This window comes from Ruegeria sp. CK1, from assembly GCF_056536545.1.
This window is the reverse complement of record NZ_JBQFPX010000002.1, coordinates 199,849-214,677: the sequence shown is the minus strand read 5'-3', so window position 1 is coordinate 214,677 and position 14,829 is coordinate 199,849. Positions and strand designations below refer to the sequence as shown.

Annotated in this window: 14 protein-coding genes; 8 read left to right on the top strand and 6 right to left on the bottom strand. The window is 56.3% G+C overall.

Annotation, left to right across the window (positions count from 1 at the left end; translation table 11 throughout):
• Positions 1-39 precede the first annotated feature (39 nt).
• The 4 genes from ACR0L3_RS07610 (at position 40) to ACR0L3_RS07595 (ending at position 3,663) form a co-directional block, all read left to right on the top strand.
• Entirely contained in the window at positions 40-1,203 is a 1,164-nt protein-coding gene (locus tag ACR0L3_RS07610) for a M20 aminoacylase family protein (protein WP_480744993.1), read from the top strand.
• A 12-nt stretch (positions 1,204-1,215) separates the two neighbouring features.
• Positions 1,216-2,181 (top strand): agmatinase, encoded by a 966-nt coding sequence (speB, locus tag ACR0L3_RS07605; protein ID WP_480744992.1) that lies wholly within the window; start codon positions 1,216-1,218, stop codon positions 2,179-2,181.
• Between the two features lie 63 nt (positions 2,182-2,244).
• Entirely contained in the window at positions 2,245-3,192 is a 948-nt protein-coding gene (gene speB / locus ACR0L3_RS07600; protein ID WP_480744990.1) for an agmatinase, read from the top strand.
• A 72-nt stretch (positions 3,193-3,264) separates the two neighbouring features.
• Entirely contained in the window at positions 3,265-3,663 is a 399-nt protein-coding gene (locus ACR0L3_RS07595) for a DUF1499 domain-containing protein (protein ID WP_480744988.1), read from the top strand.
• On the opposite strand, the gene ACR0L3_RS07590 is transcribed toward ACR0L3_RS07595, so the two are convergent.
• A complete protein-coding gene (locus ACR0L3_RS07590) occupies positions 3,589-3,891 on the bottom strand; it encodes a hypothetical protein (protein ID WP_480744987.1) in 303 nt (100 codons plus the stop codon). The genes ACR0L3_RS07595 and ACR0L3_RS07590 overlap by 75 nt on opposite strands.
• A gap of 62 nt (positions 3,892-3,953) precedes the next feature.
• Between ACR0L3_RS07590 and prfA the strand changes: the two genes are divergently transcribed.
• From prfA to ACR0L3_RS07575, 3 genes are all read left to right on the top strand, one after another.
• On the top strand, positions 3,954-5,009 hold the full coding sequence (prfA, locus tag ACR0L3_RS07585) for a peptide chain release factor 1 (protein WP_480745446.1): 1,056 nt from the start codon (positions 3,954-3,956) through the stop codon (positions 5,007-5,009).
• Positions 5,006-5,851 (top strand): peptide chain release factor N(5)-glutamine methyltransferase, encoded by an 846-nt coding sequence (gene prmC / locus ACR0L3_RS07580; protein WP_480744985.1) that lies wholly within the window; start codon positions 5,006-5,008, stop codon positions 5,849-5,851. Before prfA ends, prmC begins: the two co-directional genes overlap by 4 nt.
• A gap of 240 nt (positions 5,852-6,091) precedes the next feature.
• Positions 6,092-6,673, top strand: a complete 582-nt coding sequence (locus ACR0L3_RS07575) for a DUF4167 domain-containing protein (RefSeq protein WP_480744983.1) — start codon at positions 6,092-6,094, stop codon at positions 6,671-6,673.
• Between the two features lie 51 nt (positions 6,674-6,724).
• Here ACR0L3_RS07575 and rsmA read toward each other — a convergent pair whose 3' ends face one another.
• The 5 genes from rsmA to lptG all read right to left on the bottom strand — a co-directional run bounded on the left by rsmA (position 6,725) and on the right by lptG (position 13,120).
• On the bottom strand, positions 6,725-7,567 hold the full coding sequence (rsmA, locus tag ACR0L3_RS07570; RefSeq protein ID WP_480744982.1) for a 16S rRNA (adenine(1518)-N(6)/adenine(1519)-N(6))-dimethyltransferase RsmA: 843 nt from the start codon (positions 7,565-7,567) through the stop codon (positions 6,725-6,727).
• 84 nt (positions 7,568-7,651) lie between these two features.
• Entirely contained in the window at positions 7,652-8,617 is a 966-nt protein-coding gene (pdxA, locus tag ACR0L3_RS07565; RefSeq protein ID WP_480744980.1) for a 4-hydroxythreonine-4-phosphate dehydrogenase PdxA, read from the bottom strand.
• Complete coding sequence (locus tag ACR0L3_RS07560) at positions 8,614-9,867, bottom strand: peptidylprolyl isomerase (RefSeq protein ID WP_480744978.1); 1,254 nt, start codon at positions 9,865-9,867, stop codon at positions 8,614-8,616. Before ACR0L3_RS07560 ends, pdxA begins: the two co-directional genes overlap by 4 nt.
• Entirely contained in the window at positions 9,858-12,020 is a 2,163-nt protein-coding gene (locus ACR0L3_RS07555) for an LPS-assembly protein LptD (RefSeq protein WP_480744976.1), read from the bottom strand. Before ACR0L3_RS07555 ends, ACR0L3_RS07560 begins: the two co-directional genes overlap by 10 nt.
• Entirely contained in the window at positions 12,020-13,120 is a 1,101-nt protein-coding gene (gene lptG, locus ACR0L3_RS07550; protein ID WP_480744974.1) for an LPS export ABC transporter permease LptG, read from the bottom strand. Before lptG ends, ACR0L3_RS07555 begins: the two co-directional genes overlap by 1 nt.
• A 240-nt stretch (positions 13,121-13,360) precedes the next feature.
• Between lptG and ACR0L3_RS07545 the strand changes: the two genes are divergently transcribed.
• A complete protein-coding gene (locus ACR0L3_RS07545; RefSeq protein WP_480744972.1) occupies positions 13,361-14,827 on the top strand; it encodes a leucyl aminopeptidase in 1,467 nt (488 codons plus the stop codon).
• Positions 14,828-14,829: the final 2 nt, after the last annotated feature.

Genomic DNA, 14,829 nt, shown 5'->3' with positions numbered 1-14,829 from the left:
TGCATCCATTCCGCAGTCAGGATCAGGAGTCCACCCCATATGCCCGTCGTCAACCGAATTGCTGATTTCTCTGCCGATATGGCTGCGTGGCGTCAACATCTGCACTCGATCCCCGAGCTTGAATTCGAATGCCATGAAACGGCTGCTTTTGTGGCGGACCGTCTGCGTGAATTTGGCGTGGATGAGCTGCATGCAGGCATCGCCAAAACCGGCATTGTGGCGATCATCAATGGCCAGGGCGAGGGGCCGACCATTGGCCTGCGGGCCGATATGGATGCGCTGCCGATCCCCGAGGAGACCGGCGTTGAATATGCCTCAAGAAACCCGGGTAAGATGCACGCATGTGGCCATGATGGGCACACAACGATGTTGCTGGGGGCCGCGCGGTATCTGGCTGAGACACGGAATTTCCGAGGCCGCGTGGCGCTAATCTTTCAACCTGCCGAGGAAGAGGGCGGCGGTGCTGGTGTGATGGTCGAAGAAGGGATCATGGATCGCTTCGATATCTCGCAGGTCTATGCGCTGCACAATGCGCCAGGTACGCCTGAGGGGGATTTTCACACCACGCCCGGGGCGATCATGGCGGCAGTAGATACGTTCCATGTGTATATTCAGGGCGTTGGGGGCCATGGTGCCATGCCCCATGAAACACGCGATCCGGTGATGGCAGCCTGCGGGATCGCGCAAGCGCTTCAAACGATCGTCAGTCGCAATCACCATGCGCTGGACGACTTGGTTATCTCGGTCACGCAAATCCACACGGGGACGGTGAATAACGTGATCCCCGATACCGCCTATATTAACGGCACGGTCCGAACCTTTGATCCTGCTGTGCAAAAGATGGTGATGGAGCGGATGGAGCAGATCGTGCAGGGGCAGGCGGCCAGTTACGGTGTCGAGGCAAGGCTGGACTACGAGGTGAACTATCCAGCCACGATTAACGACGCTGGAAAGGCAACTTTCGCAGCCGATGTCGCGCGTGAAATCTCGGGGCCGGATCACGTGATTGAAAACATGACCCGAAATATGGGGGCCGAAGATTTCTCGTACATGCTTCAGGCCCGACCGGGCGCGTATCTGAACTTGGGGCAGGGAGAGGGCGCCGGGTTGCACCATCCGAAATACAACTTCAACGACGAGATTGCGCCGGTGGGCGCTTCGTTCTTTGCGCGGATCGTAGAAAAGGCGCAGCCACTGGGCTGACGGGGGGAATAAATGGGTTTAGAAGACGCAAAAAACCAAGTAGACGAGGCATTTACCAATCCGGACCTCAAAGGGTTGTCGTATGAAAACACGTTCGGTGGGGCGACGTCGTTCCTGCGGCGGCTCTATACGAAAGACCTAAAGGGCGTAGATATAGCGGTCACCGGAGTGCCCTTCGATCAAGCAGTGACCAATCGACCCGGCACGCGCCTTGGTCCCCGTGCTATTCGTGAGGCTAGCGCATTGCAATCGCCCGACGCACCGTATGGCTGGCCCTTTGATGCGCTTAGTGAGTTGGCGATCGTGGACTATGGCGATGTGGCCTATGACTACGCCAACATACCAGCTTTTCCCGATACGCTAACAGATCACATCCGCACTATTCTGGCTGCCAACGTGGCCTCGGTTTCTTTGGGCGGCGACCATTATATCAGCTTTCCGATTCTAAAGGCTTATGCTGAGAAATACGGGCCGATGTCCCTGTTGCAATTTGATGCGCATACGGACACCTGGGCCGATGACGACATGACCCGTGTGGATCACGGGACCATGTTCTACAAGGCAGTGAAGTCTGGGATCGTCGACCCGAAACGTTCGGTCCAGGTCGGAATCCGAACGACCAACGAGGACACGCTGGGCGTCAACATTATCGACGCGCGTGAGGTTTACGAATCTGGCCCTGCCGCTGTGGCGCAAAAGATCAAGGGCATTTTGGGCGACAGTCCAGTTTACCTGAGCTTTGATATCGACGGGTTGGACCCGGCTTTTGCGCCTGGTACCGGCACGCCAGTCTGGGGCGGGATAACATCCATCCAGGCTCAGATCATCCTGCGAGATATCGCTGGGATCAATATCAAAGGCGGAGACGTGGTTGAGGTCTCTCCGCCCTATGACACATCCGGCGCGACAGCGATTGCAGGCGCACATGTGGCCACGCAGATTATCTGCTTGTTGGGATGGAATAAATTGATGCCTTAACCTTTGGTTAGCCAACTTTCAGGTAATTGGTTAACCAAAAGTTCGGACGGGAGACACACGGGCATGACAGATTTCAACCAACCGATCAGCGGCAATGATCTTGCGCGATTTTCGGGGCCGAACACGTTTATGCGCCTGCCGCAGGTCAGCTCACTAGCCAGGTTGGATGTCGCTGTTTTGGGGATACCGATGGATATCGGGACATCGTGGCGGTCAGGGACGCGGTTCGGGCCGAAACAAATCCGCAGCGAAAGCGCAATGATCCGGCCTTATAACATGGCAAACTCTGCGGCCCCTTTCGACAGTTTGCAGATCGCGGATATCGGCGATTTGGCAATCAATACATTCTCGCTCGCCGATAGTCTGAAGATTATTAAGGAGAGCTATGACGCCATTCTGGCGCAGGGAGTGCTTCCGGTGGCGATGGGGGGCGACCACTCGATCACCCTTCCAATATTACGGGCAGTTGCGGCCAAGCATGGGCCCGTGGCCTTGGTCCATGTGGACGCTCATGCAGACGTGAATGATGAGATGTTCGGAGAAAAGGAAACCCACGGCACTGTCTTCCGCCGGGCTTACGAAGAGGGGTTGATCGTCCCTGACATGACCTTTCAAATCGGAATTCGCGGTTCAGGCTACGCGGCTAGCGATTTCACCGAGGCAAAGGAATGGGGTTTTCGCCAGTTCCCAGCGTGGGACTTGTGGCAGCAGAATTTGACCGAGATCGGGTCGCAGATACGCAAGACAGTTGGGGATCACCCTGTCTATATCTCGTATGATATCGACAGCTTGGACCCTTCTTTTGCTCCCGGTACCGGGACACCCGAGATTGGCGGCCTAACCACGCCGCAGGCGTTGCAACTGATTCATGCGCTTGGCGGTATGAAAGTGGTCGGTTGTGATCTGGTCGAGGTCTCTCCGCCTTATGATCCTTCGGGCAACACAGCCCTGACAGCGGCGAACCTTTTGTTCGAGATGTTATGCATCCTGCCCGGGGTGACGTCGCGGTAAGGTTAAGAGCTTCTTGTCCGAACTCGTGATCGGAATATGGTCTGTGGCAAGAACGGATTTAGGATGAGAAATATGGTTTTTTGGCTGGCCGTTGGCTTGGCTGTGACACTCGTCGCCTACATTCGATTTGCGCCGTCAGATCCGGCAAAGTGGCATGTAGCACCGGGGGTCGAGGTGGATCGCGATTTGCAAGGGGGCGTTCATCGTGTGATCGAAACGGGCCCTGACGGATTGGCCCGCCTAGATGCCGTGGCACGCATGTCTCCGCGGACTACTGTTTTAGCCGGATCGGTTAGCGAGGGAATGATCACCTATATCACTCGAACCAAGATCATCGGCTTTCCAGACTACACGACTGCTCAGCAAGATGGGGACATATTACGCATCAACGGACGTCTAAGATTTGGCAGGCGAGACTTTGGTGTGAACAAAACCCGAGTCGACAGGTGGATTGCTGAAATGCAGCCCTGACGACAGGCACCCTTCCTGAACCTCTCGCCACATCGGCACGTTCAGTGACATTTGGCATTGGGCCGTGAACATGCGGCCGTCGACTTGCAGGCAGATCATTTCGCCCAGTTCCACGCGCGTGCCGGATTTATCAGTGCAATAGCAATCCTGAACCTTGCCACCTGGGCCAACAACGTCAGCCATGGCAGGCGCTGCACATAGCAAAAAAACAAGTACCAAACGTGTCATAGCGACAGCTTAGCATAGGGACGGGCCTTGACCAAAGCGTCGGATTGATAGACACCGCGCTGATGATCCCCGAAGAACGCCTAGAACAGATAACTCAGAGATTCCAATACCTCGAAGCCGCCATGGCTGATGGCGCCTCGGGCGGGGATATTGCGGCCTTGGCTAAGGAGTATTCGGACCTTAAGCCTGTGGTTGATCAGATACTTGCCTGGCGCCAGTTGGTTGCAGATCTGGATGAGGCCCAAGCCATGCTGGCTGATCCAGATATGAAGGAATTGGCTGAAGAGGAAATTCCCGGCCTGCAGGTCAAAATTCCCGAGGCAGAGCACGCACTGCAACTGGCTTTGTTGCCGAGAGACAAGGCAGACGCGCGCCCGGCGATGTTGGAAATTCGCCCTGGCACCGGTGGGGATGAGGCCGCCTTATTCGCAGGAGACCTTCTTCGTATGTATCAGCGCTATGCCGAAGGTCGTGGTTGGCAGTTTGAGATCATCGAAGAGCAGGCGTCTGATCTGGGAGGCATCAAGGAAGTTGTAGCCCATATCAAAGGCGACAATGTCTTTGCGCGGATGAAGTACGAATCCGGTGTGCACCGTGTACAGCGCGTGCCCGAAACTGAGAGTGGAGGGCGGATTCATACCTCGGCCGCAACCGTTGCCGTACTGCCCGAAGCCGAAGACGTTGATATTCAAATCGATGCGAATGATATCCGCATCGATACGATGCGATCTTCCGGTGCCGGTGGTCAGCACGTAAACACGACGGACTCGGCGGTGCGTATCACGCATTTGCCCACAGGTCTTGTTGTAACCAGCTCGGAGAAATCACAGCACCGCAACCGCGAGATCGCGATGCAGGTGCTGAAAACCCGCCTTTACGATCTTGAGAGGCAGCGGATCGACAGTGAACGCTCGGCTGATCGCGCCAGTCAGGTGGGGTCGGGGGACCGGTCAGAGCGTATTCGAACTTATAATTTCCCACAGGGGCGTATGACAGATCACCGCATTAACCTGACGCTCTACAAGCTGGATCAGGTGATGCAGGGCGATCTGGACGAAGTGATCGATGCGTTGACCGCAGATGATCAGGCGCGACTACTGGCTGAGATGGCGCAATGATCGCGGCCCTGACAGCTGCGCAGGCGATGGTCGCTGCCACCGCGCGCCTACGGGCGGCAGGCGTAGATGATCCGGCGCGCGATGCTCGTGTTCTTCTGGCCCACGCCGCACGCATAGAGGCCAGCAGGGTTACTTTGATCGCACCCGAAGAGCTATCGCCAGAAATAGCGGAGCGCTATGACCAGCTGATTTCACTTCGGGCTGTTCGCGTCCCGGTGTCCCATCTTTTGGGCGAGCGGGAATTCTATGGCCGTCGTTTTCGTGTCAGCCGCGATGTGTTGGACCCGCGCCCTGAAACTGAAGTGCTTGTCGAGGCGGCACTGAGCGAGCCGTTTGATCACGTGTTAGACCTTGGCGTGGGTTCGGGTTGCATCCTGATTACACTTCTTGTTGAACGCGCCAGTGCGTCCGGCGTTGGTGTCGATTTAAGCGAGGCCGCGTGTTTGCAGGCCAGCGCGAACGCCGTTCAGCACAACGTTCAAGATAGAGTGGAGATTTCGCGCTCGGACTGGTTTGAAAACATTGAGGGTGAGTTTGATCTGATTGTTTCCAATCCGCCCTACATTTCCCTGTCAGAGATGAATGAGCTTTCCCCGGAGGTGCGCGAGCACGAACCGCGCCTGGCGTTGACCGATGAGGGCGACGGTCTTGGAGCCTATCGCCGAATCGCGGCTTCGGCTCCGGATTTCCTGATTCCCGGGGGGCGTATCTTGGTTGAAATTGGGCCTACACAAGGTCAGAGCGTCGCAGCGTTATTCCAAGCAGCTGGGCTGTCTGAAACCAGGATCATACCCGATCTGGACGGTCGCGACCGTGTTGTTGTCGCAAGAATGCCGCAATAGCGTGTAACACTGAGGCTGAAAAACGCCGATTAATGTAAAAAAGCTGCGAAATTTTGGATAAACCTCTTGTCTGCGCGCTCTGGACATGCTTACTCAGAGTTAGTCGGAGAGGTTGACGCTGTTACAGCGGGCCCCTGACGCCAAGCCCAAAAAAGTCGACATCGCGTGACGGCTACAGCCCTTGAGCAGTGCAGGACGCGACGTGATCGGCATCGAATGACAAGGCTGACGTAAAGTAAGATGAGATCTTCCAAATCCCGCTCGCGGGCCAAGAACAACCGCAATCGTCCTTCCGGCGGCAACGTCGTAAACCGGGTTTTCGACAGCTCGGGTCCTGAGGGTAAGGTGCGCGGTACGCCCCAGCAGATCATTGACAAATACAACCAATTGGCGCGCGACGCGCAGCTTTCAAATGACCGTGTGGCCGCTGAGAATTTTCAGCAACACGCGGAACATTATCTGCGCCTTCTCAGCGAAGCGCAGCGTGAAATCGAAGCACGCCGCGAAGAGCAGGAGCGCCAGAACCGTGAACGCCAGGCAGAGCGCGACCGCGAACGAGCCGAGCGTCAGGAGCGTGAAGCTGCCCGACAAGCTGACCCGGCAGAGACGCCCCAACCTGATGTGATGGATTTCGGCGCGCCTGAGGCCGCACCGGAAAGTGGGTTGGTTGAAACGCCCGAAAGCAAAGATGCTGCACCAGCGGCTGAGGCTCCTGAGAAGAAAGAAAAGCCTGCACGTCGTCCTCGAGCGCGTAAGCCCAAGGCTGCACCCGCCGAGGATGCGCCCAAAACAGATGGCGACGCGCCAGAAGCGGCTGAGTAAAAACTTACACTGAAATTGCAAAGCCCCGGGATGCACCGGGGCTTTTTGCATTTAGACCCTTTGGACCTCGCGTGCCAAAGCACAAAACGCTTCAAGCGGGACTTGCTCTGCCCGTTCGGTAGGCTGGATTCCGGCAGCCAGCAGGCGGTCTTCGATGTCACGCGCGACGCCTTTCAGCGATGCGCGCAGCATCTTGCGGCGTTGGTTGAAGGCAGCGGCCACCACACGCGAAAGGGTGGCGGCATCAGCTGGGTATCGTGGTTCGGGCAGGGCGGTCAGGTGGACCACAGCGCTGGAGACCTTGGGCGGCGGAGTGAATGCCCCGGGCGGCAGCGACATGGCAATACGCGCTTCGGCCCTCCACTGAGCAAGGATCGCAAGGCGGCCATAGGCCTTGCTGCCAGGTTGGGCGACGATGCGCTCGGCAACCTCGCGTTGGAACATCAGAGTCAGGCTCTTCCAGAATGGCGGCCATTCCGGGGGGGTCAGCCAACGCACCAACAACTCAGTACCCACGTTATAAGGCAAATTGGCCGCGATGCGGATCGGGGGTGTCAGGTGCTCTAGCGGGTCGATCTCTAACGCATCGCCGTTGATAACTTCTAACCGGCCCGGATAAGCTGTGGCGATGTCGTTCAGGGCAGCAATACAGCGGGTGTCTTTCTCGACTGCGACGACCTTGCGTGCACCTTCTGACAGCAGCCCACGGGTCAAGCCACCAGGGCCGGGGCCGATTTCCAGCACGTCGCATTCAGTAAGGTCTCCGGCCTGCCGCGCGATTTTGGCAGTAAGGTTCAGGTCCAGCAGAAAGTTCTGCCCAAGCGACTTGCGAGCCGAAAGTTGGTGGGCTGCGATGACTTCGCGCAGCGGGGGAAGATTGTCGATTGCGCTCATGATCCGGTTGCTGTTTGGCGGGGCGAAGGCGACGCGCTGAAAAAATTGTGCCTCCGCCGGGAATATTTCCTGCCAGGTAAAGGATCAAGCGTTTTGCGCCATTTGTTGGGCGAGTTTCAGTGCCTCGATCAAGCTGGTTGGGGTGGCGATACCTTTGCCTGCGATATCCAAGGCTGTGCCGTGGTCTGGCGAAGTGCGTATAAAAGGCAGGCCAAGTGTAACGTTCACACCCCGATCGAAATCAAGCGTTTTGATCGGGATAAGGGCCTGATCATGATACATGGCAATCGCCGCGTCATAACGGGCGCGGGCGGCAGCATGGAACATTGTGTCAGCGGGATGTGGGCCGGTGACAGTAAAGTCGACGTTGGGCAGGTCTTCGATCAGGGGGGCTATCCAGTCCAGCTCTTCCCGACCCATCTTTCCGCCTTCGCCCGCATGCGGGTTAAGGCCGGCTATGGCGATGCGGGGATGCGCGATGTCGAATTGCTGGCGCAAGCCCTTGGCGGTGATATCGATGGTGTCACGCAACAGGTCAGGGGTCAGGGTCGAGGGCACTTCGGATAGTGCGATGTGAATGGTTGCCGGGACTACGCGCAACTGATCGCTGGCCAGCATCATCACGACTTTGTCGCAGCCTGCGAGTGCAGCCAGATATTCGGTGTGGCCTGGATAGGCAAATCCAGCCCCGTCGATCAGGGCCTTTTTGTGGATTGGAGCTGTGCATAAGGCCGATGCGGCTCCGGCTTGAACCAGCGAGACACCCTGTTCGATCGCTGTGATCACACAGGGGGCATTTGCCGGATCGGGTTTGCCAGGCACATTGGGCGCAGGGAAGTCCAGCTGCAGGACCGGCAGGGCAGTCTCACAAATACCAATTGCTTCGGATGGATGTGAGATTCGCGATACAGGTGTACCCTGGGGCAAATGAGCCGCGTCACCGATATAGAAGAATGGGCAATTGCCGCGCAGATTTGACCACGCTTTGGCTGCAATTTCCGGGCCAATTCCGGCTGGATCGCCGCAGCTAAGCGCGATTGGAGCGTTCATTGCTCGACAATTGTTGCTTCGGCTCGCAGCTGTGCAAGAAGGCTTTCTGCAAACGCCGAAAGTCGCGCCTGGGTAAGCGCGTTGGCAATGTCCGTTCTGGTTGTTTCTTCACCCAGATCGCGAGTGCGGGTGCACAGCATCAAAAACAGCAGAGTTTGCCCGTTATTGCGGGTCAGCGTTGTAGAGACCTCATTGATGTCTAACTTGGCAAGTTCCAAAGCAATGTCACGAGGGATTTCTGACGGGCTGGATTGAATCCTTTGTAGAACGTCAGCAGGTTGACCCTTAGCCTTTCCGTAGAGGTCATCACAGGTGTCGATCTGCTCTCTAAGTTTGGCGGCTTGGGCCAAGGTGTCGGCGCTGCGACCGCCCGGCATGCTGTAAATCGCGTAGTCAATTTCGGAATAATTAGTGGTGCCGGTCGAGACTTCGCGCAGGCCACGCATCTGAAACAGTGCTATAGCATTCGGCAGGCTTAAAGGGTCTGTGATATCCCCGTTCTTCAGGCCCAAGATCACTGGTTGCAACGCTGGGGGCAGGCTAGACAGATTCAGCCAGTCCAGTCGTCCGCCGTTGTCGCGTGTGGCTGCCGCAGAATATTGTGTGGCGGCTGCGGAAAACGAGTCATAGCCTTCAAGCTGTGCGATTTCTTGTGCCAAAAGCTCGGCCTGTGCGACGGTCTGCTGATTGACAGGAATGATGATTTCGGACAACAGCACTTGCAAGCCACCGCCGCCGGATTGCCCCAAGGCCCGGTTTATCTGTTCATCCGTCGGGCGCGCCTGCGACAGGAAACGGGCGCTGATATAGTCACGCCACGAAACTTGGTTGGCCACGAAGTCACGGACAGTTTCGCGATCAACACCTTGATCCGCCAGCAATTGAAGGAACTGATCTGTCGACAATTGCCCACGCGCTGCAAATTCGTCGATACCAACCTGAATATCTTCCGGAGCGGCCTCGATTCCCGCCTCCCGCATGGCCTGAAGGCGTAACCGCTCGTCTATCAGGGCTTTACGGACCTCGTTTTCGGAGGCGCCGGGGGCCCCCAGCGCAGTAAGGAACTGCTGACGTTGGTCCAACTCGTACCAGGTGATGATATCCTGGTTCACTTTGATTGCCGGAGAGAACAGGCTTTGTGCATCGGCCTGAGGCGCCGCAGTGGCCAACATTGCGCCAACCAGCGCGGGGGCGACCGGCTTAAGCCAACCGGAGCAAAGGAAACGGGTGAAACCTGAAATCAACTGCATCTTCTCTTGTACTGTTCGCCGCCACTTTTAACGGAATACCCCGTCAGGGCTACGGTAAAGCCGAATTCTGTCGAAGGCTCAATACTTGATGATGACGTAAAGCGCCTGCTGACATTCATGTTAACTTGTACACATTCATTCCGATACGTCACACCCAATCCATACCGAATTGGTTCTGACTCGGCGAGGTCATAGCGGGCACTTGCCAGGGTGTCCCAGTTCTGATCCACTTGGTAACGTCCGGTCAACCGGACTTCTGAAATCTCATCTTCCAGGTTTTCCGCGGGATCCGGTTCTTGCCATAAGTAGCTCCCGGTAACGGCAGCTGTTTGTTGCTGCCAGCCAGCGCGTAGCTCGGCCTTGGCAAAGCTGAAATCGCCGTTCAACAGGCCGCGCCCTGCAACCGTCCAGCCATTATTGGTTTGAATCTGTCCGGCTAGCAGTAGGTCAGAAACCGTGCCTTGTAGGCCAGAAGTCAAGTTAAAGTTCGGATCCGCCTCGGATCGGAATACCTGTCCAATTGTTGCAAGGGCCCGCCATTTGCCGGTGGCAAAACGGGACCAGTTTACTCCGATAACGCCGGTTAGGCCGTCTTCACGCCGATCTGGTGCAGGAAAACGGGACAGGGATAAAAGATTACCCTGATCGAATTCCTGAAAGGTACTCTCATCGTTTGGAATATTGTCGTCAGATACATGGGTCCACCCAATTTGGGCGATTGGCTCCAGAACCTGGATCGCGCCGGAGGCTTCTCGTTTGCGCATCGGGTAGCGAAGAGTAAGCGCTGCACGGGGCGTTGTACGAGTTACCTCTTCGGGAAATTCGCTGTCATTGCGAATGTTGAACGTGTCAACCGAGGCACCAGCTTGGACCTCGGTGCGCAGTCCCGACGTGAACGTCCAACTGCGCAGCCAATCCGCATCGAAAGTGGCGCGCGCGATGTCGCGGCCAATGATGTCTTCATCACTGGTTCGTTTATGCGCGTGTGCATCAAAACCCAGACGAACTTCGCCTCCAATTGAGTTCGGGAACAGGCGCTTTTGATAATACAGATCGAACACGCGAGAGGGGATTTCATCCTGATCTTCGCTGTCGCGCAGTGTCTTATAATGAATAAAGCTGGTTCGGAACGCTGTGTCGCGCTTGATACGCTCTAGTGCGACTTCGCTGCGTAGCCGGTCAAAGTCCGGCAGGCCGTAATCGGCCAAATATGAGTCGTCGGACGTGGTCTTAATGTCAAACGTGAACCGAAAATCGTTTTGCAGATTAAACCAGCCGTTTGCAAATAAGTAACCTCGATCCTCATCTGGTTGCAGATCGTCCTGCGTATAAGCGCCTCTCAGTTGGATGCGTCCGTTTTTGAACGCTTGGCGATAACGCAGCCCGAGAGTTTTAGTTTTGGATGAGACGTAGGGTGTTAACGTCAGATCCTTATGATCTCCTAACTTAATGAAGTAGGGCACCTGAAGCCCGGTTCCCAACTGCGACGTGGTTCTCACAGACGGAACCAGAAAACCGGTGGCCCTTTCCAGCGTTGGGTCCGGCAGTCGTAAGTAAGGCAGATAGAAAACGGGCACATCCAAAACTCGGAATTGTGCACCCTCAAAATACAGCTGACGTTCTAGCTGATCGTGCGTAACCTTGCGGGCGCGAATCTGCCAGAGAGGTGGCTTTCCGTTGGCGCAGACATGGCACGAGGTCGCCGACACTTTACTAAACTGAGTGTACCTTCCACCGGCACGTGTGGCTTGTACTGAGGCGATTTGCACCTGTTGGTCGAACACCATCCTTGCGCCAATCAGCAATCCGTTCTGGATGCCATCGTCCAACTCAGCAGAGTCCGCTAGTATTGTGGTATCACCAGCCTGATCAATACGGATTGGCCCTTCCAGCGTCAGCGCGCCGGATTCGCGGTCAAAAGTGATGCGATCCGCTGTCAGTTTGATATCGCCTTGGAAAGCTTCGACATTGCCTTCGGCTACGAGGACGCGTTCCGGAGTGATAAAAATTTGGTCCGCTACCAAAAGGGCGGGCAGATCCTCTTGCTGCGTGTCTTGTGTTTGTGACGTGGTCGACTGACTTTGTGCAATGACACCCGTAGGTGTTGCCAGTGCAACCGCGCCGGAGAGCAAAAGGCTGTAAATGATCCTCATTATCCGTCCTCCGCATGAAGCAAGAGGCCAAGCGAAAGAAGAATGGCCGCAAAGGGCGGAGCCCAAGCCGCGACTAAAATAGGCAATTGACCATTTTCACCAAGGATTTGGGCAAAGTTTCGAACGAAGTAGATTGCGAAACCAAGCAGAACAGCGGATAGAACCGCAATGCCTGTACCACCAAAGCGTACATGTCGCATAGTGAAGGCGGCTCCGATCATCACCATTGCCACCAAGAAGAAAGGCCGTGCCAACTGCACCTGCAGCCAGACTTCATACTGTTTGGTGGAAAAGCCGGCTTCCCTGAGATCGCGGATTAGCTCGGGCAGATCGAAGACTGAAACTGAATCTTGCTTTCCAAGCGTGTCCAGAATGCGTTGCCGGGTGAGCGATGTAGGAAGCTCGATACTCTGATGTACCTCAGAGGTGGTCTCTGGGTTCACGCCGTCGTTTACAGTCCAAATTTTTGCATTCTGCAGAATCCATGAACCGTTCGAAAGCTTTGCCCGCTTGGCCACGATTTGCTGCTTGGGTTTACCATCCGGTGAGAAGGTTACAATCGTGACGCCGTTCAGTTCCAGCGAGTCGGCATTCGTGGTGCCTCGGGCATGGATAACCGATTGCCCCTCTGCCGACCATTGGCGAAGCCACAATCCTTCACGTGTGATCGATAGTGCAGAACTACCGTTGTTTTTGTATGTGTCCGACAATCGTTGGTATTCTTCCGAAGTCGCGGCCGAGATTGGATTCAGCAGAACAACGGCCAGCACACCAATTAACAGTGCCAGTGCAACCGGTGCGAACAACGCTCGGATACCCGACCGCCCGATGGCGCGCGTGACGACCAATTCTGAACTGCGCGCCAGTCCTACGAATAGTGCAATTGTGGACAGGATGACCAACAGGGGCAGCATCTCGCTGATGGCCGCCGGTGTGTTCAGCAGAGTCAGCTGCAGCAGGCGACCAAACGAAAGATTGTCAGTATCGAAACGGCGCGCCTGTTCAACAAGATCGATGAGAATCAGCAAGGCCAGAAAAATACCGCCGATGACCAGAAAGCTTTGCATAAACCGGCGGGCGAAATAGCGGTCGAGGATCACGAGCGCGCCTCCGCCCCAGCGGATTTTTGAAGGATTCGGGCTGTCTCCGGGCTAGAATAACCTTCGCCTGCGCGAATGCGCAACGGCTTATGCCTGCCCTGTCTCGCCAATTCGTTCTCCCCCGATCCGGTCGGATTTTTTTCGAGACTGTAATGCAATTGGCGCGCGGGGAAAACTGCTATCTGGTCAAGCCGCGCAGCGCGGGCTAGGTCTTGGGGAACAGATTTTGAGGAGTTTGCAATGAGCAGTCTTGTACCGATCCGGTTTCAGCCCTTTGACGTGGATGCAATGACCCAAGCCGAGGGACGGGTGGTCGTAATCATTCCAGATGACGGCAAGATGAGCCCGGCGGTACGTCGGGCCAACCGACTGACTCGTGGTGCCGTTGTGCGACTGGTGGAAAGCGCTCGGTTCGAAAAGGTGAAAACGGGTGACGTGATTTCGCTGGCGTGGCCCGGCGGCATGGCGGCTGAGGCGCTGGATATCTTGATCTTGCCGCGCCGTCCGGAACCAGTTGAGGCCCGTAAGGCCGGCGCTGCACTGGCAAAGCTGGCAGCTGGCAAAGACGTGCTGGTCATGGCGGGCAATCAGGTGCGGACCGAGGATCTGGCGATGGGCATCGCGCTGCGCAGCTATGACTTCGACGCACATAAAACGAAAGACACACACGAGTCTGGTGCTGTCACCATCAGCCACCAAAAGGCTGATGAGGTCGAAGCCGTTTTCGGCCCGCAATACGCGGTGGCCGACGGTGTGCGGATGACCCGCGATCTAACAAATGAACCAGCCAACGTTCTGACCACCACGGAATTCGCCGACCGTTTGGCGGAAATGCAAAAGTTGGGCCTTGAGGTAGAGGTTCTTGAAGAGGACAAGCTGGAAGAACTTGGCATGCGCACGCTGCTGAGCGTCGGGCAAGGTTCGGTAAGCCCTTCCAAGGTTGTGGTGATGCAGTGGCATGGCGGCGACAAGGACGACGCGCCGTTGGCTCTGGTCGGTAAAGGGGTGGTCTTCGACACAGGTGGTATTTCTCTGAAGCCCGCCGGTGGTATGGAAGACATGACCATGGACATGGGCGGCGCGGGCGTTGTCGCGGGCACCATGCGGGCGCTGGCCAAGCGCAAAGCCAAAGCCAACGTGGTTGGTCTTGTTGGGTTGGTTGAGAATATGCCCTCGGGCAACGCAACGCGCCCCGGCGATGTGGTCAAGTCGATGAAGGGTGACACGGTCGAGATCATCAACACCGACGCCGAGGGCCGCTTGGTTCTGTGCGATGTAATGTGGTACGCGCAAGAACGTTTCAAACCCGTGGGCATGATTGATTTGGCGACCCTGACGGGTGCAATTATCATCGGTCTGGGTCATGAGAATGCGGGCGTATTCTCGAACAACGACACTTTTTGCGATGCCTTCCTGAAATCGGCCAACGCCGAGGATGAAGGCGCATGGCGGATGCCGCTGGGTGAGGCTTATGATAAGCAGCTGAAGTCACGTATCGCGGACATGAAGAATGTCGGCGGTCGTCCGGCGGGCTCGATCACGGCGGCGCAGTTCCTGCAGCGGTTTGTCAAAGAAGAAACACCTTGGATTCACTTGGATATTGCAGGAGTGGCTTCGGTATCTTCTGAAACATCCTATGCGCCCAAAGGGGCCACCGGCTGGGGTGTTCGTGCACTCAGCCGTCTGGTGCAGGATCACTTCGAGTAATC